This is a genomic window from Massilia sp. CFBP9012 (assembly GCF_034045115.1).
In the GTDB taxonomy this organism is placed as follows: Bacteria; Pseudomonadota; Gammaproteobacteria; order Burkholderiales; family Burkholderiaceae_D; genus Telluria.
Window position 1 is genome coordinate 13,653 of the sequence record NZ_JAXCWM010000010.1, and the last position, 25,505, is coordinate 39,157.

The window sequence follows — 25,505 nt, forward strand, 5'->3', positions numbered from 1 at the left end:
GGTAAGTAGAAAGAGAAAATGGAAAAAGAGAACGTACGAATCGATAAATGGCTGTGGGCGGCGCGCTTCTTCAAGACCCGTTCGCTGGCCCAGGACGCGGTGGAACGCGGCCGGGTGCGCATCGGCGGCGAGCCAATCAAGCCGGCGCGCGCCGTCAAGATGAATGACAAGATCCTGATCGACAACGGTTCCGATCGCTGGGAAGTGATCGTGGCCGCGATCTCGGGCGCGCGCGGCCCGGCGCCGGTGGCGCGCACCCTGTATTTCGAGACCGACGAGAGCATCGCCCGGCGCGAGAACGACAAGACGGCACGCCGCCTGTACCCCGAACCGAGTATGGAGATCAAGGGCCGGCCGACCAAGCGCGACCGGCGTGCGATGGAGCGCGTCGGCGAAGAGTGACGACGGCGCAATGCCCCTCGTCAACGGGATATCCCGTTCCGTCAAAATGCTGTACCTTTATGGCTGAAACAACAAACTTCCATTCGTCACCAGCGGTAGCGGATGGAAGCGCCTCACGGTGCTATCTCCCGGCACCGATCGTTGTCTTGCATCAATAGAACGCCACCTCTAAGTTCCCGTTTGACATTCCTCGGCTGATAGATAATAGTACGAGCGTTCGGATTTTTTTCGATTCAGGGGCAGCCATCAGTACTTCAGCAAAATTCATGCGCAAGGGCGAACAGACGCGAGCCGCAATTCTCGACGTCGCGCTCGAGCTCGCCAGTCGCAACGGCCTCGAAGGCTTGACCATCGGCCTGCTGGCCGACCGGATGAGCATGAGCAAATCGGGTGTGTTCGCCCACTTCGGCTCACGCGAAGACTTGCAGCTCGAGGTGGTCAAGCTCTATCACCACCGCTTCGAGCAAGAGGTCTTTTTCCCGAGCATCACCGAAGCGCGCGGCCTGCCGCGCCTGGTGGCGATGTACACCCGCTGGGTCAAGCGCGTCTCGGTCGAGATCGCATCGGGCTGCATCTATATCAGCGGGGCAGTCGAATACGACGACCGCGAGGGCCCTATCCGCGAGCAGCTGGTGTCGATGGTGCGCGCCTGGCAGGAAGCCCTGCTGCGCAGCGTGCAGCAGGCGGTCGAGATCGGCCATCTGCGGCGCGACCTGGACCCCGAGCAGCTGGTATTCGAGATGCACGGCCTGATCCTGGCCCTGCACCACGATGCGCGCTTCCTGCGCAACCCGGGCGCGGTCGAACGCGCCCGGGCCGCCTTCGAGCGCCTGGTCGAGAATTACCGCAATCCCCAACTACCGCAAGACCATCAGGCGGCGTAAAGCCGCCTGCCACGTCCAACATCTTTACCCTTGTTCAGGAGATAACCATGGGTCAGTACGTCGCGCCAATCCGGGATATGCAGTTCGTTCTGCATGAATTCCTCAACGTCACCGAAGAATTCAAGAGTCTGCCGAAGTACTCGGAGATCGATGCCGACATCATCAACCAGGTGCTCGAAGAAGGCGCGAAGTTCACGCAAGAGGTGCTGTTCCCGCTGAACCACTCGGGCGACCGCGAAGGCTGCCATTTCAACGCCGCGGATAAAACCGTCACGACCCCGAAGGGCTTCAAGGAAGCGTATAAACAGTACGTCGAAGGCGGCTGGGCGGCGCTGGCCTGTGATCCTGAATACGGTGGCCAGGGCCTGCCGATCACCCTGAACAACTCGTTCTACGAGATGCTCAATTCGTCGAACCAGGCCTGGTCGATGTACCCCGGCCTGTCGCACGGCGCCTACGAGTGCCTGCTGGAGCACGGCACCGACGACCAGAAACGCCTGTATCTGCCAAAACTGGTCTCGGGCGAGTGGACCGGCACCATGTGCCTGACCGAAGCGCACTGCGGCACCGACCTGGGCCTCTTGCGCTCGAAGGCCGAACCGCAGCTTGATGGCACCTACCTGATCACCGGCTCCAAGATCTTCATCTCGGCCGGCGAGCATGACATCTCCGAGAACATCATCCACCTGGTGCTGGCGCGCCTGCCGGACGCGCCGGAAGGCTCGAAGGGCATCTCGCTGTTCCTGGTGCCGAAGTTCCTGCCACAACAAGACGGCTCGCTGGGCGAGCGCAATGGCATCGCCTGCGGCGCCATCGAAGAAAAAATGGGCATCCACGGCAATTCGACCTGCCAGATGAACCTGGACAGCGCGCGCGGCACCCTGATCGGCCAGCCCCATAAAGGCCTGCAGGCGATGTTCGTGTTCATGAACGCGGCCCGCCTGGGCGTGGGCATGCAGTCGCTGGGCCTGACCGAAGTCGCCTACCAGAACGCGCTGGCCTATGCCAAGGACCGCATCCAGATGCGCAGCCTGTCGGGCCCGAAGGCGCCAGATAAACCAGCCGACCCGATCATCGTGCACCCGGACGTGCGCCGCATGCTGCTGACCGCCAAGGCCTATGCCGAAGGCGCGCGCGCGTTCTCGTCGTATGTCGCGCTGCAGATCGACCGTGAACTGAACCACACCGACGAAGACGTGCGCAAGGAAGCGGCCGACGAAGTGGCCCTGCTGACTCCGATCATCAAGGCTTTCATTACCGACAACGGCTGGATCGCGACCTCGGAAGCGATGCAGGTGTACGGCGGCCACGGCTACATCGCCGAGTGGGGCATGGAGCAGTATGTGCGCGACGCCCGCATCAATATGATCTACGAAGGCACCAACACCATCCAGTCGCTGGATCTGTTGGGCCGCAAGATCCTGATGGACAACGGTGCCAAACTGCGCAAGTTCGGCGAGAAGATCAAGACTTTTGTTGAAGACAACGGCCTGGACGAGCAACTGTCCGAGTTCGTGACCCCGCTGGGCGAACTGGGTGACAAGGTCACCAAGCTGACGATGGAAATCGGCATGAAGGCCTTCCAGAACCCGGACGAAGTGGGCGCCGCCGCCGTGCCTTACCTGCGCGTGGCCGGCCACCTGGTGTACAGCTACCTGTTCGCGCAACAGGCCAAGATCGCCCTGGCCAAGCTCGATTCGGGCGACAAGTTCTACGAAGCCAAGCTGGCGACCATCCGCTTCTACTTCGCCCGCCTGTATCCGGAAACCGCGATGCTGATCCGCCAGGCACGTTCGGGCGCCGCGAATCTGACGGCGCTGGATGCTGAGCTGTTCTAACACCTTCACGCGACACTGTTAATCGACCACCGTCATCCCCGCGCAGGCGGGGATCCAAGTTCTGCGCTGTGGTAGCGCAGGCAAACTTGGGTTCCCGCCTTAGCGGGAACGACGGCCAACTCTAGGATTCCAATATGTCCAATTTCATCGTCAAGAAAGTCGCCGTGCTGGGCGCCGGCGTGATGGGTGCGCAGATCGCTGCGCACTGCGTGAACGCCAAGGTGCCGGTCGTGCTGTTCGACCTGCCTGCAAAGGAAGGTCCTAAAAACGGCATCGTCCTGCGCGCCATCGAGAACCTCAAGAAACTGTCGCCGGCCCCGCTGGGCAACAAGGATGACGCGGCCCTGATCGAAGTGGCCAACTACGAGGACAACCTCGACGTGCTGGCCGGCTGCGACCTGATCATCGAAGCCATCGCCGAGCGCATGGATTGGAAACACGACCTGTACGCCAAGGTCGCGCCGCACATCGCGCCGCATGCGATCTTCGCCTCGAACACCTCGGGCCTGTCGATCAACAAGCTGGCCGAAGGCTTCGACAGCGAACTGAAGGCGCGCTTCTGCGGCGTGCACTTCTTCAACCCACCGCGCTATATGCACCTGGTGGAACTGATCCCGACCGAAGGCACCCGTCCTGAAATCCTGGACCAGCTCGAGACCTTCCTGACCTCGACCCTGGGCAAGGGCGTCGTGCGCGCGAAAGACACGCCGAACTTCATCGCCAACCGCGTCGGCATCTTCGGCATGCTGGCCACCATCGTCGAAGCCGAAAAATTCGGCCTGTCGGTGGACGTGGTCGACGACCTGACCGGCGCCAAGCTCGGTCGCGCCAAGTCGGGCACCTTCCGCACCGCGGACGTGGTCGGCCTGGACACCATGGGCCATGTGATCAAGACCATGCAGGACAACCTGAAGGACGATCCGTTCTTCAATGTCTACAAGACGCCTGACATCCTGGCCAAGCTGATCGAGAAGGGCGCGCTGGGCCAGAAGACCGGCGCCGGCTTCTACAAGAAGGTCGGCAAGGAGATTTTCCGCCTGGACTTCGCGAGTGGCGAGTACGTTGCCGGCGGCGCCAAGGCCGCCGACATCGTCGGCCGCATCCTGAAAGAAAAAGACCCGGTCAAGAAATTCAAGGCCATGCGCGATTCGACCAACCCGCAGGCGCAGTTCCTGTGGGCGATCTTCCGCGACGCCTTCCACTACATCGCCGTCCACCTCGAATCGATCGCCGACAATGCGCGCGACATCGATTTCGCGATGCGCTGGGGCTTCGGCTGGAGCGTCGGTCCGTTCGAGACCTGGCAAGCCGCCGGCTGGACCCAGATCGCCCAGTGGGTGAAGGAAGACATCGACGCCGGCAAGGCGCTGTCGACCGCGCCGCTCCCAAGCTGGGTGTTCGAAGGCACCGTGGCAGAGAAGGGCGTGCACACTCCTGAAGGTTCGTACTCGGCCACCAAGAATGCCTATGTCCCGCTGTCCGACCTGCCGGTCTACAAGCGCCAGCAGTTCCGCGCACCAGTGGTCGGCTCGACCACGCTGGATGCCAAGACCGCCGGTACCACCGTGTTCGAAGACGACTCCGTGCGCCTGTGGCACTCGGACGACGAGGTGCTGGTCATCTCGCTCAAGACCAAGATGCACGTCATCGGCGATGGCGTCATCAAGGGCATCCAGCGCGCGCTGAAGGAAGCAGAACAAGGCTTCAAGGGCATCGTGATCTGGAATACCGACGCGGCCGAAGGCGGCGCGTTCTCGGCCGGCGCCGACCTGCAATCGGCACTGCCAGCCTTCATGGCCGGCGGCGCGAAGGCGATGGAGCCGATCGTGCGCGAGCTGCAGGACACCTTCATGGCGATGAAGTATTCGAACATCCCGGTCGTCGCGGCCGTGGCCGGCCTGGCGCTGGGCGGCGGCTGCGAGCTGGCGCTGCATGCGTCGAAACGCGTGGCCTCGATCGAGTCGTATATCGGCCTGGTCGAAGTGGGCGTGGGCCTGGTGCCGGCCGGCGGCGGCCTGAAAGAGGCGGCGCTGCGCGCGGCCACCGAAGCCAAGGGCAACGACATCCTGCAATTCCTGAAGAACGGCTTCATGAACGCGGCCACCGCGCAAGTGTCGAAGTCGGCGCTGGAAGCGAAGGCGATGGGTTACCTGAAAGAAGACGACGTGATTGTCTTCAACGCGTATGAACTGCTGCACGTGGCGAAAACCACCGCGCGCGCCATGTTCGACGCCGGGTATCGCGCGCCGGCGCGCCGCACCTTCCCGGTCACCGGCCGTTATGGCTGGGGCACCATCCGCGGCCAGATGGTCAATATGCGCGACGGCGGCTTCATCTCGGCCTATGACTACCACCTGGGCGACACCATCGCCGAAATCGTCACCGGCGGCGACATCGACCAGGGCAGCGTGGTGAGCGAACAGTGGATCCTCGACCTGGAACGCAAGGCCTTCGTGGCCCTGCTGAACAATCCGAAGACCCAGGAACGCATCATGGGCATGATGCAGACCGGCAAGCCAGTCCGCAACTAAGCCGACAGAACAGGACACTGACATGAGCAAACAACTTCAAGACGCATACATCGTCGCAGCGACCCGTACCCCGATCGGCAAGGCGCCGCGCGGCATGTTCAACAAGACCCGCCCGGACGACCTGCTGGTGCACGCGATCCGCGGCGCCATGGCCGCCGTGCCGAACCTGGACCCGGCCCTGATCGTCGACGCCATCATCGGCTGCTCGTTCCCGGAAGCCGAACAAGGCTTCAACGTGGCGCGTAACGCTGTGGTGCTGGCCGGCCTGCCGAACACCGTGGGCGGCGTCACCGTCAACCGCTACTGCGCCTCGGGCATCACCGCCCTGGCGATGGCGGCCGACCGCATCCGCGTGGGCGAAGCCGACGTGATGATCGCCGGCGGCGTCGAATCGATGTCGATGGTGCCGATGATGGGCCACCATCCGTCGATCAATATGGAGACGTTCAGGGACGAGAACGTGGGCCTGGCCTACGGCATGGGCCTGACCGCCGAGAACGTGGCCAACCAGTGGAAGATCTCGCGCGAAGACCAGGATGCCTTCGGCCTGGAATCGCACCGCCGCGCCATCGCCGCCCAGCAGGCCGGCTACTTCAAGGACGAGATCACTCCGGTCGAGATCATCACCCGCACGCCGAACCTGGCCACCGGTGAAATCAGCATCAAGAAACGCACCGTGGACAGCGACGAAGGCCCGCGCGCCGACGCCAGCCCTGAAGGCATGGCCAAGCTCAAGCCCGTGTTCGCGGCCAAGGGTTCGGTCACCGCCGCGACCTCGTCGCAGATGTCGGACGGCGCCGGTGCGCTGATCGTCGTCAGCGAAAAGATCCTGAAAGAGCACAACCTGACTCCGCTGGCCAAGTTCTCCTCGTTCGCCGTGCGCGGCGTGCCGCCGGAGATCATGGGCATCGGTCCGAAGGTCGCGATCCCCGCCGCGCTGGCCGCCGCCGGCATCACGCAAGACCAGCTGGACTGGATCGAGCTGAACGAAGCCTTCGCCGCCCAGGCGCTGGCCGTGATCCGCGACCTGGGCCTGGACACCAGCAAGGTCAATCCGATGGGCGGCGCGATCGCCCTGGGCCACCCGCTGGGCGCGACCGGCGCGATCCGCGCCGCGACCGTCGTGCATGCACTGCGCCGTAACAACCTGAAGTACGGCATGGTGACGATGTGCGTCGGCGCCGGCATGGGCGCCGCGGGCATCATCGAGCGCGTCTAAAGACATGGCGGCTGTTCGCAGCCGCCGCATTTCAAGCGTGGGCGGGAAATCCAAGCACCGTACGTCAATGCCGCGAGCGTGACGTGGGGTGGGCGGGTCTCCCGCCCACGCGTCCAATCGGCCCATGAACAATTCTGGAGACAACACCATGACCATCCGCCTCACCAAAGCCGACGGCATCCTCACCATCGAATTCAACCGCGTCGAACGCAAGAACGCGATCACCGGCGCGATGTACCAGGCCATGGCCGACGCGCTGCGCGAGGCCGAACAGGACGCCGCGGTGCGCGTCATCCTGATCACCGGCCAACCCGAGATCTTCACCGCCGGGAACGACCTCGACGACTTCCTGAACAACGTCGGCGAAGGCGCGATGACGGCCGAGCGTCCCGTATTCCAGTTCATGACCGCGCTCGAAGGCGCGACGAAACCGGTGGTGGCGGCCGTGGCCGGCGCCGCGGTCGGCATCGGCACCACGCTCTTGATGCACTGCGACCTGGTCTACGCCGCCGACAACGCCAGGTTTTCGATGCCGTTCACCCAGCTCGGCCTGTGCCCCGAATTCGCCTCGTCGCTGCTGGTCGCGCAATCGGCGGGCTATACCCGCGCCGCCGAAAAGCTGCTGCTGGGTGAGCCGTTCCTGGCCCAGGAAGCGCTGGAGATGGGCATCGTGGCCCGTGTGCTGCCGGCCGCCGAGCTGCTGTTCTTCGCGCAAGGCCAGGCCGCCAAGCTGGCCAAGCTGCCGCCCGCATCGATCCGCACCACCAAGGCGCTGATGAAGCGCGCGCGCGGCACGCTGGTGAAAGAGACCATCGCGGCCGAGAACGAGCGTTTCAGCGCCATGCTGACCGGCGCCGAGGCGAAGGAGGCATTCACTGCATTCTTCGAGAAGAGGAAGCCCGATTTCAGCAAGTTCGATTGAATATCTCGCCGCGTGCGCTGCCTCAAACAGGTTTTCCTTAAGTTTTGCTCAGGCCTACCGATATCGTCAATATGATCAACGAATAGGGAAGCGGACATGAGCCTGAGCATCTCCAGCGTCGGCCAGCAGGGAGCGACCCTTCCTGCCGCCAGGGTAAAACCCGCAGCTGCCGAAGCACGACAAGAAACCGACGCCCCGGCCCAGGACAAAGTGACCCTGGGCGGACGACAGGCCGAGCCGCTGACCTATGGCAGCAAAGGCGGCGGCAAGGTCACCCAGTCCGAGCTTGCCGGCATGATCGAGGAATCCGATCGCAAGGCCCAGCAAGTCATGGACCTGATCCGCCCACTGGTCGAACAGCAGGGCCTCAACTTCGCCAAGGTGGTCAGCGGAGAGCAGCAACTGCAGGCGGATCCCGAAACCATCGAAGCGGCCAGGGCGGCCATCGCGGATGGTGGCGAATTGAGCGTGGAAAAGACTTCCGAGCGCATCCTGGGCTTTGCCAAGGCCATGATCGGCGCCGATCCATCCAGAATGGACGCCATTCGCGCCGCAGTCGAAAAAGGTTTCCAGCAAGCGCAGGACATACTGGGGGGCAGCTTGCCCGAGATCAGCCAGAAAACCCTGGCTGCGGTGCAGGCCGGGTTCGATCAATGGCAGAAGGACGGCATCCCGAAGGACTAAGAACCTTCGCGCGGTGGCTTGAGGCTCTTGCTGTAAAAACCCGACGGGTCGAAGCAACAGACCCGCTTCTTGCCGGCCGCCAGCATGTCGCCGGCGTCGGCGACCCGGCTGGCACGGGTCTTGGCTTGCCTGGCCGACTCGATCCAGTGGACCCAGTCGATGCGGGCGATGGTGGTGGTGGCGTCCCAGTTCGCCCTGGCTGGCGGCGATGCGTCGAGTACCTTGTCCAACTCGGGCGGGACCAGTGGTTCCTGTTCGCTTGGTGCTGGGGCAACGTCGAACGTGACGGTATCCCCGATCGCCACGCCTGCCTCGGTCATCAGCGTGGCCGGCACCCTGAACCAGTGACTCAATTGGCCGTCGGGCTCCAGCGTAGCCTGGAATGGGTGGCCGTTGAGTTTGCCTTGCATGCTTGTCCTGCCGCGCCGCGGGAAGACCTCGCTGACCGGTTTTGGCAGGACGACGAAGGTCCAGCGATCGTTTTCCTGTACCTCGGCGGGGCGGCATAGCGCAGCTTCGAAACTTGACTCGGCAATAGCAGCTTTCATTCCTTCCCCTCGTTGGCTCGACGATCAGTGGAGTGTAGAAAGCAATTTCAGTCGCTGTCAACGCATCGCCTGCTGACCAGTCAAGAACTCGTACCTTGACTGTATCAATTAACGGACTATACTGGCGTGAGGTTCGTTAGTGGAGGTGATTGTGCGCTACAAGGATTTTCCAAAGCACGATTTCAGAAGGTGCTTGCTGGTACTCGTCACGCTGGAGAAACTCGGCGCACGCGCCACATTGCATTACACCGCACAAGCACTGGAATGCACACGCGCTGAGGTATTGCGCGCTATCGAGCTCGCGCAGCAACAGTTTTTTGTTGGGATCGACAAGAACGGTCCGGTCTATCGAATCACATCGTGGGGTGTGCTCGACCGGGGCGGTGTCGCCTCAGCGCTTCGCCAGGTACCCGTGGACGATCGCCTTTCGCAGATTTTTGGGAAAGAGAGCATCGTGTGGAACAGGGAAACTGAAGCCGATCTGGTCAATTCGCTTGCCGATGCAGTGGCAATGCGCAGATCGCCGAAATCGGGGCGGGAGGCCGACGTCTACCGATTGTCGGCACAGTTACTCAAGACAAGACACCGGGTAGCCGCTGATTTTCTCGACTCCGCGGCACGTCAGTTTCACTACCAGGCCCACACCGTGCCACGGCCGTTTCCTGATGTAGTCAAGGATGGCCTGGTCCGCGATATGCCTCGTTTGCGCAGTCTTCTCGAAAAGCGCATGGATGGCGTGCGGTCATGGTGAAACCAATCGAGTTTGCGACCCACACCGATCTGGCGAACGGACTGCGATCGCTGATCGTCGAACTTGAACAACGAGTGAATTTGCGTGAGCCGCTGACGATGCTCATTGCCGGCGGAATGGCGATTCATTTGTACACGGCAGCGCGGACTACCACGGACGTCGACGCCGAGTTTTCAAAGCGAATCCTGTTGCCTGTCGACCTGGTTGTCGAGACGAGGGACGGCAATATGCTTTACCTGGATGCCAGCTACAACAGTACTTTCGCATTAATGCATGAGGACTACCAGCAAGATGCAGTGCCGGTGCCGATTGGGACGGACATGATGAGAGTCTATGTGCTGAGTCCTCTCGACCTCATTGTCAGCAAGATCGCCAGATTGTCCGACCCGGATAAAGAAGACATCCAGAATATGATTCGTCGCTTTCAAATCTCTGCTGAAGAGATCGAGAAACGGGCAGAGGAAGCGCTCGGAGGATATATCGGTAATACGGATTACTTGCGCATGAATCTGCGCGAGGTTTTGGCGATGGCCCGGCAGGACGGTTCGACAGGTCGTGGCCTGACAGAGGCCTGAGTATCCGAGTCAAGCGATTCCCTGGGACGCGAAAGACGACATCGCGCTGGCGATCGCGTCGAACGTCACGCGGCAGCCGGTATTCTGGCGCAGGTCCTCGTGCATCGTCACCCAGGTCTCGAGCGCTATCGACAATTCGCCGGGCAGGATGCGCACCAGGCGCGGCTCGCTTCGTGCCAGCGCGACCTGGCAGATGCCGATGCCGGCATCGGCGCGGATCAGGGCCAGTTGCGCCAGGTCGTTGTCGGTGCGTAGCGCGAGATTGGCATGCTGGAACTGTGGCCAATGCCGCAGCGCTTCGCGGATGAACGGCGTGCCGCAGTCGTAGCCGATCAGCGTATGGCTGGCCAGGTCGGCGAGGCTGGCAGGTTCACCGCAGCGCGCCAGGTAGCCGCTGCCTGCATGCAGGCCCCACTCGATGATGCCGGTACGACGCGCGATGAGCTGCTCTTGCGTGGGGCGCGAGACGCGCACGGCGATATCGGCCTCGCGATGCAGCAAATTCTGTACCTGGTTGACCACGACCAGTTCGATCTTCAATTCGGGATAACGTTCGCGTAATGTCGCGATAACGGCCGGCATCACCTCGACACCGATCACCTCGCTCACGCTGACCCTGACGGTGCCCCGCACGCCGTGACCGAAACCGCTGGCCGTCCGCTCCAGCGTGGCGGCCATGCTCTCCATTGCGTAGGCGTGCGCCTGCAGTGCGAGTGCGGCTTCGGTCGGCAGAAAACCGGTCGGCGACCGCGTGAACAGCACCAGTCCCAGGGCGTCTTCGAGCGCCGCGATATGGCGCCCGACCGTCGGCTGGGCCATGCCCAGCACGCGGGCAGCGCCTGACAGCGACCCTTCGCGCAAGACATGGGAGAAGCTCCGATACAGTTCCCATTCGATCAAGCCGGCACCCCCGTGGTATTCAAATCTGCATAGCCGCTAGCGCATTTCATGCAATTTTCAATTGACCCAGCTTGCATCAGTATGTCTCCATCGTCAAGGAGGTAACCATGGATACGAAAAACGCTCCCGCCGTGCTGCGCGGCGTGCTCTGCTCGATTATCGTGCTGTCGCTGCCAACCGGTGCGGGCGTGGCGTTCATCGCGCTTGCATCGGCGCTGTTCTGGCGCCTGGCGGCGCTGCGCGGCCCCGCACCAAAACCACGTCAGCGCGCCTGCGTGACGTGCGCCTCGCGCAGCGGCCTCCAGCCCAGCCGCGCCTGGATGGCGCGCCGGTTGCAGGTGTCGATATGGGCTGGCGTGCGGCGGATATAGTCTTCGGCGGCCGCGCGCTGTTCGCCGCTGCGGCTGTCCAGCCATCGAACGGCTTCGTCGGCTGTCGGCACGCGGCCATTCTCGCCGTCGAACTTGGGCGGCACGGCGGTCCAGACCGCGGCGTCGATGCGTTTGGCACGCAGCCAGGCCGCAATGCGCGGATCTTCGCGCGCGCCGTCGCGGGCAGGAATGCTGCCGATCCATTCGGGCCGCTCCGGCGCGATCTTTTCGCGTTCGCTCACCATCGCGCGGGCTTCGTCGAGATCGCCGGTGGCGACATAGGCCCAGTAGGTTGGCGCCAGGCGCGCGCGTTCGCACAGCACCAGCGCCAGTTCGGGACTGTCGTCGCTCTGGCGCGCGAATTCGAGGGGAAGCGGCGGACCGCCGGGATGCCAGCCTGAGGCCAGCTTCAAACCCTGGGGCTTCCACAACAGCGAGCCCCAGGCGATACAGACGATGTTCATGGATGGATAGCCTGGCAATCAAAAGCCCAGTCTAGCCCGTCATGCGAAAGCGGCGAGCACGGCTATGAAGCCGCGGTCATACCATCACTCTTCCTTGATGTCCTTGCTGGCTGCGGCGCCGAACAGGCGGTCCTTGGCCGACAACAGCTTCTGCACCTTGGAACCCATCTTCATCAGCTGTGACATCGATTCGGGCGACAGGCGCTGCAGGTCGTCGAACCAGTTATTGGCCAGGTCGACCAGCTCGTGCATCTCGCGCATGCGCTCTTGCGCGAACTGGTCTTCGGGACTCTTGGCGGTGGCCAGCAGCGACTCGCGCAGCACCGACAGGGTCGGCGCCACTTCGCGGCGGCGGCGTTCGGCCGCGACCACGCGGAAGATTTCCCAGACGTCGCCGAGCGAGGTGAAATATTCGCGCCGGTCGCCGGGGATGCGCGACAGGCGCACCAGTCCCCACGACTGCAATTCCTTGAGGCCGATGCTGACGTTTGAGCGTGAAATGCCGAGCTTTTCGCCGATGTCGTCGGCGTGCAGCTGTTCCTCGGTGACGAAGAGCAGGGCGTAGATCTGCCCCACCGTGCGGTTGATGCCCCAGCGGCTGCCCATTTCACCGAAGTGACTGACAAAGGTTTGGACGAGTGGCGTCATGTTGAGAACTTTTCGATGCTTTTTGAAAGGTGGATTATCCCACGGTCCTACGACACGCACACGGACCGGCTCACCATCGTGGTGCGTCGGACTGTTAATACATGAGTAATTCCCGACCAAGTCACTCTCCTTTCCAGACAAACTTGAAGTTTCAGTGCATAATTTCACTGTTTTCTGAAAATTCAAAATCTTTAGAAAGTTTGGCGTAAGCTAAAGATTAACGTAGATCAAGGCATCGGCTTCACCGCTGGACTGAACACCATGAACGCGCAACGCAATCGCTCCATCATCCTCTGGCTCGCCGCACTGGCGATCCTGTGGGGCATGCTTGCTCCTTCACTGGCGTCGACCTTTGCGGCGAACCAGGGCAAGACCTGGATCGAAGTCTGCATGTCGGCCGGCACCAGGCTGGTGGCGCTCGACCTCGATACCGGCAGCGACGCCGGCGACACTGCCGTCCACCCCGGCATGCATTGCCCGGCCTGCGTATCCAAGTACAACCTGCAGTACGACCTGGCCATCGTCGCTCATCCTCCGGGCAGCCTGGTGCTGCTGGACACACCGCTCGAACGCACCCTGCGCCCCCACGGGCCGGCGCTGCGGCCCGCTTCGACCTTCCGCACCGACCACCGCAGCAGGGCGCCTCCAACGGTCGCCTGACCCGGTTGCATCCCGCGGCCAGTCGCCGCCCCCAAAAAAAACCGTCTGGAGAACCACCATGCTTCGCCGCCAAGGCCGTGGCCCGGCCACGCACGTCCGTTCCACCCGCAGCGCCACCTTCGTGATGAGCGCGGCGGCGCTGCTGTGGATTCCCCAGGCAGCCCTGCTGGCCTATGCCGTGCAGCGACTGGCCAATGGCGCCGGCATGGCGGATATGCTGGCGCCGGCCTGTGCCTTCCTGGCGCTGGGCGTGCTGCGCGCCAGCAGCGAAGCCTGGGGCGCGCGCCGCCTGTTCGCGGCTTCGCGCCTGCACCTGGCCCAGCTGCGCGGCGACGCGGTGCAGGCCCTGGCATCGCGCTCGCCGCTGGATCGCGAACGCCTGGCCAGCGGCCGCGCCGCCAGCGCTGTGGCCGAGCAGGCCGAAGCCGTGCTGCCCTGGCTGGTGCGCTACCAGCCGGCGCGCATGCGCACGATGCTGGCGCCGCCTGCGATCGCGCTCGTCGTTCTCTATTTCTCGTGGACCGCCGCCCTGATCCTGGTCGTGGCAGCGCCCCTGATCCCGGTCTTCATGGCCGTCATCGGCTGGCGCGCCAAGGCGGCCAGCGAAGCGCAGCTGCAAGTCATCGGCGGCATGAGCGGCTTCCTGCTCGACCGCCTGCGCGGCCTGTCGACCCTGCGCGCACTCGGCGCCGTGGACACTACCGCGCAGCGGGTGCGCGCCAGCGCCGAAAGCGTGCGCGCCAGCACCATGCGCGTGCTGCGCATCGCCTTCCTGTCGTCCACGGCGCTGGAACTGTTCTCGGCGCTGGGCGTGGCGCTGGTCGCCGTCTATGTGGGCTTTCATTTGCTGGGCGAGATCGGTCCTGGCAGCTGGGGCGTGCGCCTGACGCTGGCCGAAGGCCTGTTCATCCTGCTGCTCGCGCCGGCCTTCTTCGAGCCGCTGCGCGAACTGGCGGCCGTGTGGCACGACAAGGCCTCGGGCGAGGCGGCGCTGAAGGAACTGGAACAGCTCCAGCACGCCGGCCTGGCGCTGCCGGGTGCGCTGGCGCCGCAGCAGAATCTGCGCACCGGCCGCGCGCCGGTGGCGCCATCGGTCGATATCGAGAGCCTGGTGTTCCAGCATCCCGGCGAAGCGCCGCTATTCGATGGCGAGGATTTGACCGTCCGCGCCGGCGAGCATGTGGCCCTGGTCGGCCCCAGCGGCAGCGGCAAGACCACGCTGCTGTCGGTCATCGCGGGCCTGGCGCTGGCCAGCGGCGGCGCGGTGCGCATCGGCGGCGTGCCCCTCGATGCACAGTCGGCCGCCGGCCTGCGCGCGCATATGGCCTGGATCGGCCAGAAGCCGCATGTGTTTTCTGGCTCGGTGCGCGGCAACGTCTCCCTTGAGCGCGACGGCATCGACAGCGCGGCGGTCGGCGCCGCCGTGCGCCGCGCCGGATTGGGTCACGTGGGCCACGCGACGCCGGGCGACAGCCTGGGCGAGGGCGGTCTCGGCCTGTCGGGCGGCGAGCTGGTGCGCCTGGCGCTGGCGCGCGCGGTGTGCGCGCCGCATGCAGGCCTGCTGCTGGCCGATGAACCCACCGCCCACCTCGACCGCGACACCGCCGCCAGCGTGATCGATGCGCTGGTGGAGCTGGCCCAGGGCCGCACCCTGATCGTCGCCACCCATGACCTGACCCTGGCCGCGCGCATGAAACGCGTGGTGCGCCTCGGCGAACCTTTCACCAAACGGAGCGCGGCATGAAATCCCGTCACGACCTGCAAGCGGTGCTTGCCCTGTTCATCAAAACAGGCGGGCGCCGCATGGCGCTGGGCGCCTTCCTTTCCACCCTGGTGGTGCTGGCCGGGATGGCGCTGCTGGGCACCTCGGGCTGGTTCATCACCGCCACCGCGCTGGCTGGCCTGGCTGGCGGCATGGTCATGTTCAATGTCTTCGTACCGAGCGCCGCGATCCGCCTGTTGGCCCTGGGCCGCACCTTCGGCCGCTATGCCGAGCGGATGGTGACCCACGACGCGACGCTCGGCGTGTTGGCCGCGCTGCGCGAACGGCTGTTTCGCGGCTGGGCTGGCCCGCAGGCGGCGCGCGCCTTGCTGCGCCGTCCCGCGCGCCTGCTGTTTCGCCTGACCGGCGACATCGACGCGCTCGAATCGATTTACCTGCGCCTGATCGTGCCGGCCATCGCCGCCCTCGGCGCGGCGCTGCTGGCCGGCGTGGTGCTGGCCAACCTGGACTGGCGCCTCGGCCTGGCGATGTTCGCCTGGCTGCTGGCCTTCGGCTGGGGCGCGGCGCTCGTCGTCTCCCGCCTTGCCCGCCCGCTGGCGCTGCGCCGCGCCCGCGCGCTGGAACGGCTGCGGGCCCAGGCCATCGACCTGGTCGCCGGCCAGACCGATCTCGCCATGGCCGGCCGCCTGCAGGCCCAGTGCGCGCGCCTGGCGCGGCTTGATGCCAGGCTGGCGCGCGCCGACGATGCGCTGCACCGGCTCGAGACCGGCGCCGGCTGGACGTACGCGGTTGGCGGCCACCTGACCGTGGCGGCGACCTTGCTGGCCGTCGGCGCGCTCGCGCAGCATCGGGAATTGGGCGCACCGGCGGCGGCATTGGCTTTGCTGATCGCCCTGGCCGCGCTGGAACCGTTCGCCGCGATGCGCCGCGGCGCCATCGAGGCCGGCCGCAGCTGGCTGGCGGCGCGCCGCGTCGGCCCACGCTTGCAACAGGAAGCCGATGACGCCATCGCCGTCGGCGCGCCTGGCGAGGACGAGGCACTGCTGCTGTGCGACGCCAGCGTCGTGCATCCGGGCCGCGAGGGCGCCGCGCTGCACGAGGTCAGCTTGTGTATCGCGCGCGGCGAACGGGTCGCCGTGGTCGGCGGCAGCGGCGCCGGCAAGTCGACCTTGCTCGGCCTTGTCGCCGGCGAACTGGCGCCGCATGCTGGGCAGGTGAGGGCGCTGCTCGCCACCTGGCTGACCCAGCGCACCGAGCTGTTCCAGGACAGCCTGCGCGACAACCTGCGCCTGGCCGATCCGCAGGCCGGCGACGAGCAGCTGTGGGACGCGCTGCGCGCCGCCGGCCTCGATGCCGACGTGCGCCAACTGGCGCAGGGCCTGGATACACCGCTGGGCGAGGGCGGCCTGGGCCTGTCGGGCGGGCAGTCGCGGCGCCTGGCGCTGGCGCGGCTGCTGCTGCGCCGGGCCGACTTCTGGCTGCTGGACGAGCCGACCGAGGCGCTCGACGGCGCCACCGCCGCCGACGTGCTGGAACGCCTGGCCCGGCATGCCCACGGCCGCACCGTGCTGCTGGCCACCCACCTGGCGCGCGAGGCCAGGCTGGCCGATCGCCTGCTGGTGATGCGGGCGGGGCGCCTGGTCGCCGACCACCGGCGCGGGACACGAGGATTCGACGCGGCGCTGCTGGCGCTGCGTCACGACTAGAACACCACCATCGATTCACCAATAAGAAAGGATTCACCATGGATCTCGACGTCGTCGGGCTCTCCCGACTACAGTTCGCCCTCACGGCGCTGTATCACTTTTTGTTCGTTCCCCTGACATTGGGGCTGTCGATGGTCATCGCCATCATGGAAACCGTGTACGTGATGACCGGCCGCCCGATCTGGCGCCAGATGACCAAGTTCTGGGGCGTGCTGTTCGGGATTAACTTCGCCATCGGCGTGTCCACCGGCCTGGTGATGGAGTTCCAGTTCGGGATGAACTGGAGCTACTACAGCCACTACGTCGGCGACGTGTTCGGCGCGCCGCTGGCCATCGAAGGCCTGATGGCGTTCTTCCTCGAAGCGACCTTTGTCGGTCTGTTCTTCTTCGGCTGGGACAGGCTGTCGAAGCGCCAGCACCTGATGGTGACCTGGCTGACCGCCATCGGCACCAACTTCTCGGCGCTGTGGATCCTGATCGCCAACGGCTGGATGCAGAACCCGGTCGGCGCGTCGCTCAATCCGCAGACCATGCGCATGGAGGTGTCGGACTTCGGCGCGGTGCTGGCCAATCCGGTGGCGCAGGCCAAGTTTGTGCACACCGTGTCGGCCGGCTACGTGATCGCAGCGCTGTTCGTGCTCGGGATCTCGGCCTGGTACTTGCTCAAAGGCCGTCACGTCGAGCTGGCCAAGCGCTCGATGACGGTGGCCGCCTCGTTCGGCCTGGCCGCCTCGTTGTCGGTGGTGGTGCTGGGCGACGAAAGCGGCTACCTGGCCACCGAGCACCAGCACATGAAGCTGGCCGCGGTCGAAGCCATGTGGGACACCCAGCCGGCGCCGGCCGCCTTCACCGCGGTGGGCTTTCCTGACCAGGCGGCGCGCGAAACCCATTACGCCATCCACATCCCCTGGGTGATGGGCCTGATTGGCACCCGTTCGATCTCCAGCGAGATCCCGGGCATCAACGACCTGGTCAAGCTGGCCGAGGTGCGCGTGCGCCAGGGCATCCTGGCCTATGACGCGCTGGAGCAGATCCGCGCCCTCGGCGGCAAGGGCCCGGTGCCGGCCGATCTGCAGGCCAGGTTCGAAGAGCACAGCAAGGTGCTGGGCTATGCGCTGCTGCTCAAGCGCTATGTCGACGACCCGCGCCAGGCCACCGAGGCCCAGATCAAGCAGGCCGCCAACGACACCGTGCCGCAAGTGGCGCCGCTGTTCTGGTCGTTCCGCATCATGGTCGGCCTGGGACTGTACTTCATCGTGCTCACCGCGGTGTTCTTCTGGCTGTCGGCGCGCCGTCGCCTGGATGCGTATCCATGGCTCTTGAAAGTGGCCGTGTGGTCGATCCCGCTGCCGTGGGTCGCCGCCGAAGCCGGCTGGATCGTGGCCGAACTGGGTCGCCAGCCATGGGCCGTCGAAGGCGTGCTGCCCACCGCGGTCGCGGTGTCGAACATCGGCATCCAGACCGTGCTCGCCACCCTGATCGGTTTCGTGGTGCTGTACTCGATCCTGATCGTGGTCGAGATGAAGCTGATGCTCAAGGCGATCCGCAAGGGACCCGAAGAGGAGGCCGAACACTCGCCTGGCACCCACAGCCCCCTGGTCGGCACCACGCCGGCAATGCGCACTGCGCCAATGATCACTGCGGAGTAACAACATGGTTCTTCATATGCTTCTCGACTACGACACCCTGCGTGTCATCTGGTGGGCGCTGCTGGGCGTCCTGCTGGTCGCCTTCGCCATCACCGACGGCTTCGACCTCGGCACCGGCACCCTGCTGCCTTTCGTGGCCAAGACCGACCTCGAACGGCGCGTCGTCATCAATACCGTCGGCCCCGTATGGGAAGGCAACCAGGTCTGGCTGGTGCTGGGCGGCGGCGCCATCTTCGCCGCCTGGCCGCAGCTGTACGCGGTCTCGTTCTCGGGCTTTTATCTCGCCATGGCGGCGGTGCTGCTGGCGCTGATCCTGCGCCCGGTCGGTTTCAAGTACCGCAGCAAGCGTGACAGCAAAGAGTGGCGCGCGGCCTGGGACTGGGCCCTGTTCGTCGGCGGCTTCGTGCCGGCGCTGATCTTCGGTGTCGCCATGGGCAATGTGCTGCAGGGCGTGCCGTTCCGCATCCAGCCCGACATGCAGATTTTTTATGAAGGCGGCTTCTTCGGGCTTCTGAATCCGTTCGCGCTGTTGTGCGGCCTGGTGTCAGTGGCGATGCTGGTGATGCATGGCGCGGCCTGGCTGGTGCTCAAGACCGATGGCCTGGTGGCCAGCCGTTCGCGCACCTGGGGCATGCGCGCGGCGCTTGCCACCGTGGTGTTGTACGCCGTGGCCGGCTTGCTGTTGTGGAATGTGGTCGACGGCTACCGCATCAGCAGTGAGCTGGTGACGACCGGTCCATCGAACCCGCTGTTCAAGACCGTGCAGGCCGGCGTCGCCGGCACCTGGTTCGCCAACTATGCGGCCCATCCCTGGACCCTGCTGGCCCCAAGCGCCGGCATTGTCGGCGCGCTGCTGACCTGGGTGGCGCTGGTCAAGCGCAAGGAAGGCGTGGCGATGCTGACCTCGAGCCTGTCGGTCGCCGGCATCGTGCTCTCCGTGGGCGCCTCGATGTTCCCCTTCATCCTGCCGTCGTCGATCCAGCCGCAGGCCAGCCTGACGGTGTGGGATTCCTCGTCGAGCCACCTGACCCTGTTCATCATGCTGGTCTGCGCCTGCATCTTCCTGCCGCTGATCATCATGTACACCAGCTGGGTCTACAAGGTCTTGTGGGGCAAGGTAAACCCGACGGAAATCCGCGATGGCAAGAGCCACGCCTACTAATCGAAGAAAGAAAGGACACCATCATGTGGTATTTCGCCTGGTTGTTGGGACTGCCGCTGGCAGCGGCGTTCGGCGTGCTGAACGCGATGTGGTATGAGCTGATGGACGATGCGGCGAAACAGAAGGAACTGTCGGCGTTGCTGGTACCTGAGCCGGCGCAGGAATCGCTGCGCAAGCGCGCCTGACGGCTGGCGCGCGCCGGGGCGCTGGTCCCGGCGCGCGTTTTGTCATCACCATGTCAAAGTCTTTCGACAGTATTCGAACCGTGGCTCCAGCATCGATGCGCTGGCCCTTGAATCGAAAGAATACTGTTCGCATGCAAACCAATCTCGCCATCGCGGCACTTTCCGCGCTCGCCCAGGAATCGCGCTTCGCCGCCTTCCGCCTGCTGGTGCAGGCCGGTCCCCAGGGCAAGTCCGCCAGCAATATCGCCGCCGCCCTCGAAATGCCGGCATCGTCGCTGTCCTTCCACCTCAAGGAGCTGACCCACGCCGGCCTGGTGTCGCCACGCCAGCAGGGCCGCTACATCATCTATGCCGCGCGCCTGGAGACCCTGCAGCGCTTGATGGAGTTCCTCGCTTCCACTTGCGGCAGCGCTGGCGCGCAGTCGATGCAGGAGCGCCTGGCGCCGGTATGATGGCTTTAATGGACTTTGCCATGCGCAGGTCCTGCTTGAGCTGCCGCCCCTACCTCGCAGAGGCGCCGTCTTACTTAGCGGCGGTGACGTTGCCGATGCCCGATACCGAGCGGCTGACCGAACGCGGCTGGCCGTAATAGGTCAGGTTGCCCAGGCCCTGCACGCTGGCGTTGAGCCGGTTCTTGGCATGCACCGACACTTCGCCGATGCCGCGGAAGGTGACGTCGGCATCCTGCGCCACCAGGTCCTTGGCCAAGACCTCGCCCACGCCCTCGGCGTTCAGGCGCAGGTGGCCCACGCGGCCGTTCATCTGCAGGCTGCCGGCGCCACGGTAGTTGACGTCGAAGTTATCGCCGCGAACGTTATTGAGCACCATCAGGCCGGCGCCCTCGCCGCGGAAGCTGGCCAGTTCCGGCATGGTGACGACCACCCGCTCGCCGTCCTTGATATTGACGTTGTTCCTGTTCTTGTCCTCGAAGCCCAGGCGCAGCTCGCCGTTCACGACTTCGGTCGTCACGCGGTCGATGAATTTCTGGTTGCCCTCGACCCGCACCGAATGGGCCTTGCCCACCTCGACCACCAGGCTGACCGGGCCGCGCGCATCGATGGTCTTGAACGGCGTGACGTTGCGCACCTGGTCGGCGGCTTGGGCCGAGAGGGAGGCGAGGGCGAGAAGGGCGGCGATGGCGGCGCGTTTCATGGTGGTCTCCGGTAAGTTGATGAAACCATTCTAGGGAGCGCGTCCTTGCCTTGCGCGCCCCGTGCGATGGACTGCACAAAACCGTGCCTGAACTGCACGGGGCCCGGAATCAATGCTTGGTCGCCAGGAACTCGCCCTTGCCGACCGGGACCAGGCTGGTGCTCCAGCCGGACGCGCAGCGCAGCGCCTGCATGAAGGGCGCCAGTTCCTGGGCGTGCGAAGTGGCGTTGTCCACCACCACCAGCCCGCCCGGACGCAGGATGCGTTCGATCTGCGGCAGCCAGCCGAGATAGGCGCTGCGTTCGGAATCCAGGAAAAGCAGGTCGAACGATTCGTCGGCGCTGCTGGCCAGGAAGTCGGCGGCCTGTCCTTCGACCTGCACGATGCGATCCTGTAGACACGCGCGCGCAAAATTCTCGCGCGCCAGCGCTACCTTCCCTGCCGACAGCTCGACCGTGGTAACGCTGCCGTTGATGCCTTGCGCGGCGTCGGCCAGCCACAAGGTGGAATAGCCGTTCGAGGTGCCGATTTCGAGGACGCGGCGGGCGCCCATGGCGCGCACCAGCACCGCCAGGAATTCGCCGGTGTCGTGGGTGATGTTGAGCAGGCGGCGCGTGCGGTTATCGGGCGCCGCGTCATGGTTGATGCCGAAGGTTTCGAGCTCTTTCAGCAGTGCTTTGAGTGAGGTAGGCAACATTGTTCTCCTTTTGACACGAGAAATCGATCCGCACGATTGCGTGGGTGCTAATATTGTCGAAGAGATAAGGCTATAATCTTTTCGTCCATAAGCAAGCCACTATCATGCACATCTCAACCGTTACACTACCTGAAATGAAGCTCGCCGGGCTGCCTGTCGCAGGGCCCGCCTCGGTTCTGGAAACGGAGTTGCCAGAGATCTGGAAATCCTTCCTTGCCCGCGAGGCCGAACTGGGCGAGACCGATGGCCTGCACTATGGCGTGCGCATGCCGCAATATGGCGGCATGAAACTCGAATGCATCGCCGTCGAGGTCTCGGACCTCAACAACCTTCCTCCCGGCATGATCGCCATCCGGATCCCGGAACGCCGTTACGCCCTGATGACCCATCGCGGGCCCATGGTGCACGCCCAGGCCAGCACCGTGACCGGCATCGCGACCATGGAGCAACTGGGCATGGAAGAAGACGAAGACGGCATCCGCCTGCAGCGCTACGACCGCCGCTATACGCCGACGGTCGATGACGACACGCGGCCAGACAATGCCTACGACATCTTGATTCCGCTATACAGCTGAAGCGGGGAGCAAAAAAAATGCAGGCCCACACATGGGCCTGCATTAGAGGAATTGGTGCCGGTATGTTTCCCGACCGCCGGCGCCGGTAGGGCGGTTTGCACCGCCGAGTGCCCTTCCCTAGGAGCACTTGCATTGTGCCCTCGAAATGTGACGCCTCTTTGACGCAGCACACTTTATTTGCTTCTGATTGTTTCCATTTGTAAATTGCGCGGATAATAGTTCCTTTGCGGCCGCCAGGGCCGACAGCAAGAGGAGCGATACGTGCAAGATCAAGATCAAACCCAGGGACCCGAGGCGTCCATCCAGCCAGACAATCCCGCGCGCAGGCGCATCTTCCAGGCCGCCGCCGCAGTCGGCGCCGCCGCCACCTTGCCTGGTGTGAGCCAGGCAGCCGCGGCAAAGCCCGTCGCCAAGGGCTCGCTCGACGCCAAGCTGCGTGCCCGCGTCAAGAACGTGGTCGTGATCTACCTGGAAAACCGCAGCTTCAACAACCTGTTCGCCGACTTCCCCGGCCTGGCCGTGCCGCTGGCGAGCGTGCCGGCAACCAGCGTCCAGCAGCGCGACCGCGATGGTTCGATCCTGCCAACCTTGCCCAAGGCCTGGGGCGGCGTGGTGCCGGGCCGCCAGAACATCGGCGGCAAGGACTACATCACCACCGAAGCCCAGTCGGCCAACCTGCCGAACGCGCCGTACAAGCTGACGGACGTGGAGGGAAAGCCGCTGCCGGAAGGCGTCATCACGCGCGACCTGGTGCACCAGTTCTACCACAACCAGATGCAGATCAATGGCGGCCGCAACGACGGCTTTGCCGCCTGGTCCGATGCCGGCGGCATGGTGATGGGTTATTACGGCGAGACCTCGAAGAACCTGGGCCTGTACCAGATCGCGCGCGAGTTCACCCTGTGCGACAACTTCTTCATGGCGGCCTTCGGCGGCTCCTACCTGAACCACCAGTTCCTGATCAGCGGCCGTGTGCCCGAATACTTCAATGCGTCCGAAACGGCGGCGAAGAACAAGATCGCGGTGCTGGAAGACGGTCCGCAGGGCGTGCGCCTGACGCTGGCTCCCGATTCGCCGGCCTCGGCGCTCGAAGGCAAGCCGAAGTTCGTGCGCAACGGCGCGATGACGCCCGACGGCTACGCTGTCAACACGATGGCGCCGCCCTATCAACCGAGCTGGGTGCGTCCGGCCTTCGACGGCGACCCGCTGCACGCCGATCCTGCGGATGGGTCGACCCTGCCGCCGCAGACCTATGACACGATCGGCGACCTGCTGTCGAAGAAGGGCGTGAGCTGGGCCTGGTATGGCGGCGGCATGCAGGCGGCGCTCGACGGCCGCGGCGCCGGCGAGCGGCCTAACTTCCAGTACCACCACCAGCCGTTCAATTACTTCAAGCAGTTTGCACCGGGCACCAAAGAACGCGCGGACCACCTGCGCGACGGCGGCCTGGGCGACAGCCCGATCTCCAACAAGTTCATTGCCGACATCGTCGCCGGCAAGCTGCCGGCAGTGGCCTTCTACAAGCCGCAGGGCAACCTGAACCTACACGCCGGTTACTCGGACATCGAGTCGGGCGACGCCCACGTGGCCAATATCATCGAGCACCTGAAGAAATCGCCGCAGTGGAAAGACATGGTGGTGGTGATCACCTTCGACGAGAACGGCGGCTGGTGGGACCATGTGGCGCCGCCGCAGGGCGACCGCTGGGGCCCGGGCTCGCGCATCCCGGCGATCGTGGTGTCGCCGCACGCCAAGCGCGGCGCGGTCGACCACAATTTCTACGACACGACCTCGATCCTGCGCTTCATCACGCGCCTGCACGGCCTGCCGCTGCTCGAGGGCCTGGCTACCCGCAACGCCGCTTTCGAAGCGCGCGGCGCGCGTGGGCCGGGCGACCTGACGGCGGCGCTCAGCTTCCGCTGATCCCCCTGCTCTGCTCGAAAGCCAGCCTGTCCGGGTTGGCTTTTTTTTTACGAAATTGCTTGTCGGCTAACGGGCGCTAGTTCTGAGCAGGCAGGACTACACTCGACTCATCCAAAATCTCAACGGAGAGCGAAATGCCTAAAAATCCCATGATCAAGCGCCTGCTGGCGGTATCGGTTGCCGCCGCCATGTTCGGTGCGGTCGGCGCGCATGCGCAGACCGGCGAATCGAGCCAGGCCGGCCAGCAGTCGGGCAGCAGCGCGACGGCAACCACCGCCAGCAGCAATGCCAAGCTGACCAGCGCCGACCGCAAGGCGATCACCGACATGGCGATGTCGAATATGGCTGAGGTTGAAATGGGCAAGCTGGCGCAAAGCAAGAGCCAGAACGCCGAAGTGAAAGCCTTCGCGCAAAAAATGGTCGACGATCACGGCAAGGCGCTGACCGAGGTGCAGACCCTGGCCCAGTCCAAGAGCGTGACTCTGCCGACCGAGCTCGACGCCAAGCACAAGGCCATGTCGGCCAAGCTCGAGAAACTGTCGGGCGACGCCTTCGATAAGGCCTATGTCAAGCAGGGCGGCGTCGGTGCGCACAAGGAAACCTTGGCTAAGCTGCAAAAGGCGTCGAAAGGGGCCAAGGATGCTGACGTCAAGGGCCAGGTCGACAAGACGATCCCGGTCGTCCAGGAGCACCTCAAGCATGCCGAGCAACTGGCGCAGGGCAAGTCAAGCAGCACCGGCAGCACCGGCGCTGCTGGCCATACCGGTTCCAGCCACTAAGCAGTTCTCAAGCGAGCTGGGCCCTTGCCACCCGTGGTGGCGGCTCGCTTTTCCATTTCCCCTCGATGCGGTCGATCGTGATCTCGATGCCGACGATGGCGGCCAACAGCTTGGCCGTGTAATCGGGCGGCGCATCGTCGACCGACCACGGATCCGGCAGCGCTGCTTCCTGATGGTCGGTCTGGCGCTCGACCAGCGCGCGCAGCCAGTCCCGATCGTCGATCGCGCGCAGCGTTCCGTGCACATGCACGACGTTATAGGTCCAGGTCGGCACCACCCGGCCGCCATTCTCGGCTTTTTCGATCCGGTCCGGCGTCGCATAGGCGGACGGCCCGCGAAACACCACCAGCACCCGCTGCCCCGCACGTCGCCATACCGGATTGCCGCGTGCCACGTGGCCGCGCAGCACGCCTTCATCAAGCAGCAGCTCGAACGGCAAGTGATCGGCGTCCGGCATGCCGTCGCGCTGCGTGATCAGCATGCCCAGCGGATGGTCGGCGACCAGGGCATGCATCGGGGCGGACTCGGATTGCGTGAAGCGGGCGGGGCAGTACATC

26 protein-coding genes are annotated in these 25,505 nt (G+C 64.7%); 19 read left to right on the forward strand and 7 right to left on the reverse strand.

Annotated elements, in window-relative coordinates; genetic code table 11:
- Positions 1-18 precede the first annotated feature (18 nt).
- From SOM61_RS17205 to SOM61_RS17235, 7 genes are all read left to right on the forward strand, one after another.
- Complete coding sequence (locus SOM61_RS17205) at positions 19-402, forward strand: RNA-binding S4 domain-containing protein (protein ID WP_320475207.1); 384 nt, start codon at positions 19-21, stop codon at positions 400-402.
- A 266-nt stretch (positions 403-668) separates the two neighbouring features.
- The gene (locus SOM61_RS17210) at positions 669-1,286 is read left to right on the forward strand and encodes a TetR/AcrR family transcriptional regulator (RefSeq protein WP_320475208.1); all 618 of its coding nucleotides are present in this window, start codon (positions 669-671) and stop codon (positions 1,284-1,286) included.
- A gap of 47 nt (positions 1,287-1,333) precedes the next feature.
- Positions 1,334-3,124 (forward strand): acyl-CoA dehydrogenase C-terminal domain-containing protein, encoded by a 1,791-nt coding sequence (locus tag SOM61_RS17215; protein ID WP_320475209.1) that lies wholly within the window; start codon positions 1,334-1,336, stop codon positions 3,122-3,124.
- A 134-nt stretch (positions 3,125-3,258) separates the two neighbouring features.
- Positions 3,259-5,655: a 3-hydroxyacyl-CoA dehydrogenase/enoyl-CoA hydratase family protein gene (locus SOM61_RS17220; protein WP_320475210.1), complete on the forward strand. Its 2,397-nt coding sequence runs from the start codon at positions 3,259-3,261 to the stop codon at positions 5,653-5,655.
- Positions 5,656-5,677: 22 nt separating this feature from the next.
- Positions 5,678-6,874, forward strand: coding sequence for an acetyl-CoA C-acyltransferase (locus SOM61_RS17225; RefSeq protein WP_320475211.1), 1,197 nt, complete (start codon positions 5,678-5,680; stop codon positions 6,872-6,874).
- 148 nt (positions 6,875-7,022) lie between these two features.
- Positions 7,023-7,796: an enoyl-CoA hydratase gene (locus tag SOM61_RS17230; protein ID WP_320475212.1), complete on the forward strand. Its 774-nt coding sequence runs from the start codon at positions 7,023-7,025 to the stop codon at positions 7,794-7,796.
- Positions 7,797-7,892: 96 nt separating this feature from the next.
- Entirely contained in the window at positions 7,893-8,480 is a 588-nt protein-coding gene (locus SOM61_RS17235; RefSeq protein ID WP_320475213.1) for a DUF5610 domain-containing protein, read from the forward strand.
- On the opposite strand, the gene SOM61_RS17240 is transcribed toward SOM61_RS17235, so the two are convergent.
- Positions 8,477-9,028 carry a YdeI/OmpD-associated family protein gene (locus SOM61_RS17240; RefSeq protein WP_320475214.1) on the reverse strand — a complete coding sequence of 184 codons (552 nt, stop codon included), beginning with the start codon at positions 9,026-9,028 and terminating at the stop codon, positions 8,477-8,479. The two genes, SOM61_RS17235 and SOM61_RS17240, sit on opposite strands and share 4 nt — an antisense overlap.
- A gap of 151 nt (positions 9,029-9,179) precedes the next feature.
- Here SOM61_RS17240 and SOM61_RS17245 point away from each other — a divergent pair, with 151 nt between their 5' ends.
- The gene (locus SOM61_RS17245) at positions 9,180-9,779 is read left to right on the forward strand and encodes a hypothetical protein (protein WP_320475215.1); all 600 of its coding nucleotides are present in this window, start codon (positions 9,180-9,182) and stop codon (positions 9,777-9,779) included.
- Entirely contained in the window at positions 9,773-10,354 is a 582-nt protein-coding gene (locus tag SOM61_RS17250) for a DUF6036 family nucleotidyltransferase (protein WP_320475216.1), read from the forward strand. Before SOM61_RS17245 ends, SOM61_RS17250 begins: the two co-directional genes overlap by 7 nt.
- A gap of 9 nt (positions 10,355-10,363) precedes the next feature.
- Here the strand turns inward: SOM61_RS17250 and SOM61_RS17255 are convergent, their stop codons facing one another.
- The 3 genes from SOM61_RS17255 to SOM61_RS17265 all read right to left on the reverse strand — a co-directional run bounded on the left by SOM61_RS17255 (position 10,364) and on the right by SOM61_RS17265 (position 12,737).
- The gene (locus tag SOM61_RS17255) at positions 10,364-11,254 is read right to left on the reverse strand and encodes a LysR family transcriptional regulator (RefSeq protein ID WP_320475217.1); all 891 of its coding nucleotides are present in this window, start codon (positions 11,252-11,254) and stop codon (positions 10,364-10,366) included.
- A 262-nt stretch (positions 11,255-11,516) separates the two neighbouring features.
- Complete coding sequence (locus tag SOM61_RS17260) at positions 11,517-12,089, reverse strand: hypothetical protein (protein WP_320475218.1); 573 nt, start codon at positions 12,087-12,089, stop codon at positions 11,517-11,519.
- Positions 12,090-12,173: 84 nt separating this feature from the next.
- Positions 12,174-12,737, reverse strand: coding sequence for a GbsR/MarR family transcriptional regulator (locus SOM61_RS17265; RefSeq protein WP_320475219.1), 564 nt, complete (start codon positions 12,735-12,737; stop codon positions 12,174-12,176).
- Between the two features lie 261 nt (positions 12,738-12,998).
- Here SOM61_RS17265 and SOM61_RS17270 point away from each other — a divergent pair, with 261 nt between their 5' ends.
- From SOM61_RS17270 to SOM61_RS17300, 7 genes are all read left to right on the forward strand, one after another.
- Positions 12,999-13,397: a DUF2946 domain-containing protein gene (locus tag SOM61_RS17270; RefSeq protein WP_320475220.1), complete on the forward strand. Its 399-nt coding sequence runs from the start codon at positions 12,999-13,001 to the stop codon at positions 13,395-13,397.
- A gap of 58 nt (positions 13,398-13,455) precedes the next feature.
- Positions 13,456-15,141, forward strand: a complete 1,686-nt coding sequence (gene cydD, locus SOM61_RS17275) for a thiol reductant ABC exporter subunit CydD (protein ID WP_320475221.1) — start codon at positions 13,456-13,458, stop codon at positions 15,139-15,141.
- Positions 15,138-16,826, forward strand: a complete 1,689-nt coding sequence (locus tag SOM61_RS17280; protein WP_320475222.1) for an amino acid ABC transporter ATP-binding/permease protein — start codon at positions 15,138-15,140, stop codon at positions 16,824-16,826. The genes cydD and SOM61_RS17280 overlap by 4 nt, the downstream gene beginning before the upstream one ends.
- Positions 16,827-16,864: 38 nt before the next feature.
- Positions 16,865-18,475, forward strand: coding sequence for a cytochrome ubiquinol oxidase subunit I (locus tag SOM61_RS17285; protein ID WP_320475223.1), 1,611 nt, complete (start codon positions 16,865-16,867; stop codon positions 18,473-18,475).
- Positions 18,476-18,479: 4 nt separating this feature from the next.
- Positions 18,480-19,637 carry a cytochrome d ubiquinol oxidase subunit II gene (gene cydB, locus SOM61_RS17290; RefSeq protein WP_320475224.1) on the forward strand — a complete coding sequence of 386 codons (1,158 nt, stop codon included), beginning with the start codon at positions 18,480-18,482 and terminating at the stop codon, positions 19,635-19,637.
- A gap of 23 nt (positions 19,638-19,660) precedes the next feature.
- Positions 19,661-19,822 (forward strand): cytochrome bd-I oxidase subunit CydX, encoded by a 162-nt coding sequence (gene cydX, locus SOM61_RS17295; RefSeq protein ID WP_320469382.1) that lies wholly within the window; start codon positions 19,661-19,663, stop codon positions 19,820-19,822.
- A 131-nt stretch (positions 19,823-19,953) separates the two neighbouring features.
- Complete coding sequence (locus tag SOM61_RS17300; RefSeq protein WP_320475225.1) at positions 19,954-20,274, forward strand: ArsR/SmtB family transcription factor; 321 nt, start codon at positions 19,954-19,956, stop codon at positions 20,272-20,274.
- Positions 20,275-20,344: 70 nt separating this feature from the next.
- On the opposite strand, the gene SOM61_RS17305 is transcribed toward SOM61_RS17300, so the two are convergent.
- Together SOM61_RS17305 and SOM61_RS17310 are read right to left on the reverse strand one after the other, a co-directional pair.
- Positions 20,345-20,974, reverse strand: a complete 630-nt coding sequence (locus SOM61_RS17305) for a head GIN domain-containing protein (protein WP_320475226.1) — start codon at positions 20,972-20,974, stop codon at positions 20,345-20,347.
- Between the two features lie 109 nt (positions 20,975-21,083).
- Positions 21,084-21,671, reverse strand: coding sequence for an O-methyltransferase (locus tag SOM61_RS17310; protein ID WP_320475227.1), 588 nt, complete (start codon positions 21,669-21,671; stop codon positions 21,084-21,086).
- Between the two features lie 104 nt (positions 21,672-21,775).
- On the opposite strand from SOM61_RS17310, the gene SOM61_RS17315 reads away from it, so the two are divergent.
- From SOM61_RS17315 to SOM61_RS17325, 3 genes are all read left to right on the forward strand, one after another.
- Complete coding sequence (locus tag SOM61_RS17315; RefSeq protein WP_320475228.1) at positions 21,776-22,246, forward strand: GyrI-like domain-containing protein; 471 nt, start codon at positions 21,776-21,778, stop codon at positions 22,244-22,246.
- Between the two features lie 261 nt (positions 22,247-22,507).
- Positions 22,508-24,169: an acid phosphatase gene (locus SOM61_RS17320; RefSeq protein ID WP_320475229.1), complete on the forward strand. Its 1,662-nt coding sequence runs from the start codon at positions 22,508-22,510 to the stop codon at positions 24,167-24,169.
- Between the two features lie 134 nt (positions 24,170-24,303).
- Complete coding sequence (locus SOM61_RS17325; protein WP_320475230.1) at positions 24,304-24,948, forward strand: DUF4142 domain-containing protein; 645 nt, start codon at positions 24,304-24,306, stop codon at positions 24,946-24,948.
- A 7-nt stretch (positions 24,949-24,955) separates the two neighbouring features.
- Here SOM61_RS17325 and SOM61_RS17330 read toward each other — a convergent pair whose 3' ends face one another.
- Positions 24,956-25,504, reverse strand: coding sequence for an FMN-binding negative transcriptional regulator (locus tag SOM61_RS17330; protein WP_320475231.1), 549 nt, complete (start codon positions 25,502-25,504; stop codon positions 24,956-24,958).
- Position 25,505: the final 1 nt, after the last annotated feature.

Bases quoted from the DNA above. Each gene is read 5' to 3' on its own strand.
- SOM61_RS17205 (WP_320475207.1), top strand. From the start codon at position 19: ATGGAAAAAGAGAACGTACGAATCGATAAATGGCTGTGGGCGGCGCGC.
- SOM61_RS17210 (WP_320475208.1), top strand. From the start codon at position 669: ATGCGCAAGGGCGAACAGACGCGAGCCGCAATTCTCGACGTCGCGCTC.
- SOM61_RS17215 (WP_320475209.1), top strand. From the start codon at position 1,334: ATGGGTCAGTACGTCGCGCCAATCCGGGATATGCAGTTCGTTCTGCAT.
- SOM61_RS17220 (WP_320475210.1), top strand. From the start codon at position 3,259: ATGTCCAATTTCATCGTCAAGAAAGTCGCCGTGCTGGGCGCCGGCGTG.
- SOM61_RS17225 (WP_320475211.1), top strand. From the start codon at position 5,678: ATGAGCAAACAACTTCAAGACGCATACATCGTCGCAGCGACCCGTACC.
- SOM61_RS17230 (WP_320475212.1), top strand. From the start codon at position 7,023: ATGACCATCCGCCTCACCAAAGCCGACGGCATCCTCACCATCGAATTC.
- SOM61_RS17235 (WP_320475213.1), top strand. From the start codon at position 7,893: ATGAGCCTGAGCATCTCCAGCGTCGGCCAGCAGGGAGCGACCCTTCCT.
- SOM61_RS17240 (WP_320475214.1), bottom strand. From the start codon at position 9,028: ATGAAAGCTGCTATTGCCGAGTCAAGTTTCGAAGCTGCGCTATGCCGC.
- SOM61_RS17250 (WP_320475216.1), top strand. From the start codon at position 9,773: ATGGTGAAACCAATCGAGTTTGCGACCCACACCGATCTGGCGAACGGA.
- SOM61_RS17260 (WP_320475218.1), bottom strand. From the start codon at position 12,089: ATGAACATCGTCTGTATCGCCTGGGGCTCGCTGTTGTGGAAGCCCCAG.
- SOM61_RS17265 (WP_320475219.1), bottom strand. From the start codon at position 12,737: ATGACGCCACTCGTCCAAACCTTTGTCAGTCACTTCGGTGAAATGGGC.
- SOM61_RS17270 (WP_320475220.1), top strand. From the start codon at position 12,999: ATGAACGCGCAACGCAATCGCTCCATCATCCTCTGGCTCGCCGCACTG.
- cydD (WP_320475221.1), top strand. From the start codon at position 13,456: ATGCTTCGCCGCCAAGGCCGTGGCCCGGCCACGCACGTCCGTTCCACC.
- SOM61_RS17280 (WP_320475222.1), top strand. From the start codon at position 15,138: ATGAAATCCCGTCACGACCTGCAAGCGGTGCTTGCCCTGTTCATCAAA.
- SOM61_RS17285 (WP_320475223.1), top strand. From the start codon at position 16,865: ATGGATCTCGACGTCGTCGGGCTCTCCCGACTACAGTTCGCCCTCACG.
- cydB (WP_320475224.1), top strand. From the start codon at position 18,480: ATGGTTCTTCATATGCTTCTCGACTACGACACCCTGCGTGTCATCTGG.
- cydX (WP_320469382.1), top strand. From the start codon at position 19,661: ATGTGGTATTTCGCCTGGTTGTTGGGACTGCCGCTGGCAGCGGCGTTC.
- SOM61_RS17300 (WP_320475225.1), top strand. From the start codon at position 19,954: ATGCAAACCAATCTCGCCATCGCGGCACTTTCCGCGCTCGCCCAGGAA.
- SOM61_RS17305 (WP_320475226.1), bottom strand. From the start codon at position 20,974: ATGAAACGCGCCGCCATCGCCGCCCTTCTCGCCCTCGCCTCCCTCTCG.
- SOM61_RS17310 (WP_320475227.1), bottom strand. From the start codon at position 21,671: ATGTTGCCTACCTCACTCAAAGCACTGCTGAAAGAGCTCGAAACCTTC.
- SOM61_RS17315 (WP_320475228.1), top strand. From the start codon at position 21,776: ATGCACATCTCAACCGTTACACTACCTGAAATGAAGCTCGCCGGGCTG.
- SOM61_RS17325 (WP_320475230.1), top strand. From the start codon at position 24,304: ATGCCTAAAAATCCCATGATCAAGCGCCTGCTGGCGGTATCGGTTGCC.
- SOM61_RS17330 (WP_320475231.1), bottom strand. From the start codon at position 25,504: ATGTACTGCCCCGCCCGCTTCACGCAATCCGAGTCCGCCCCGATGCAT.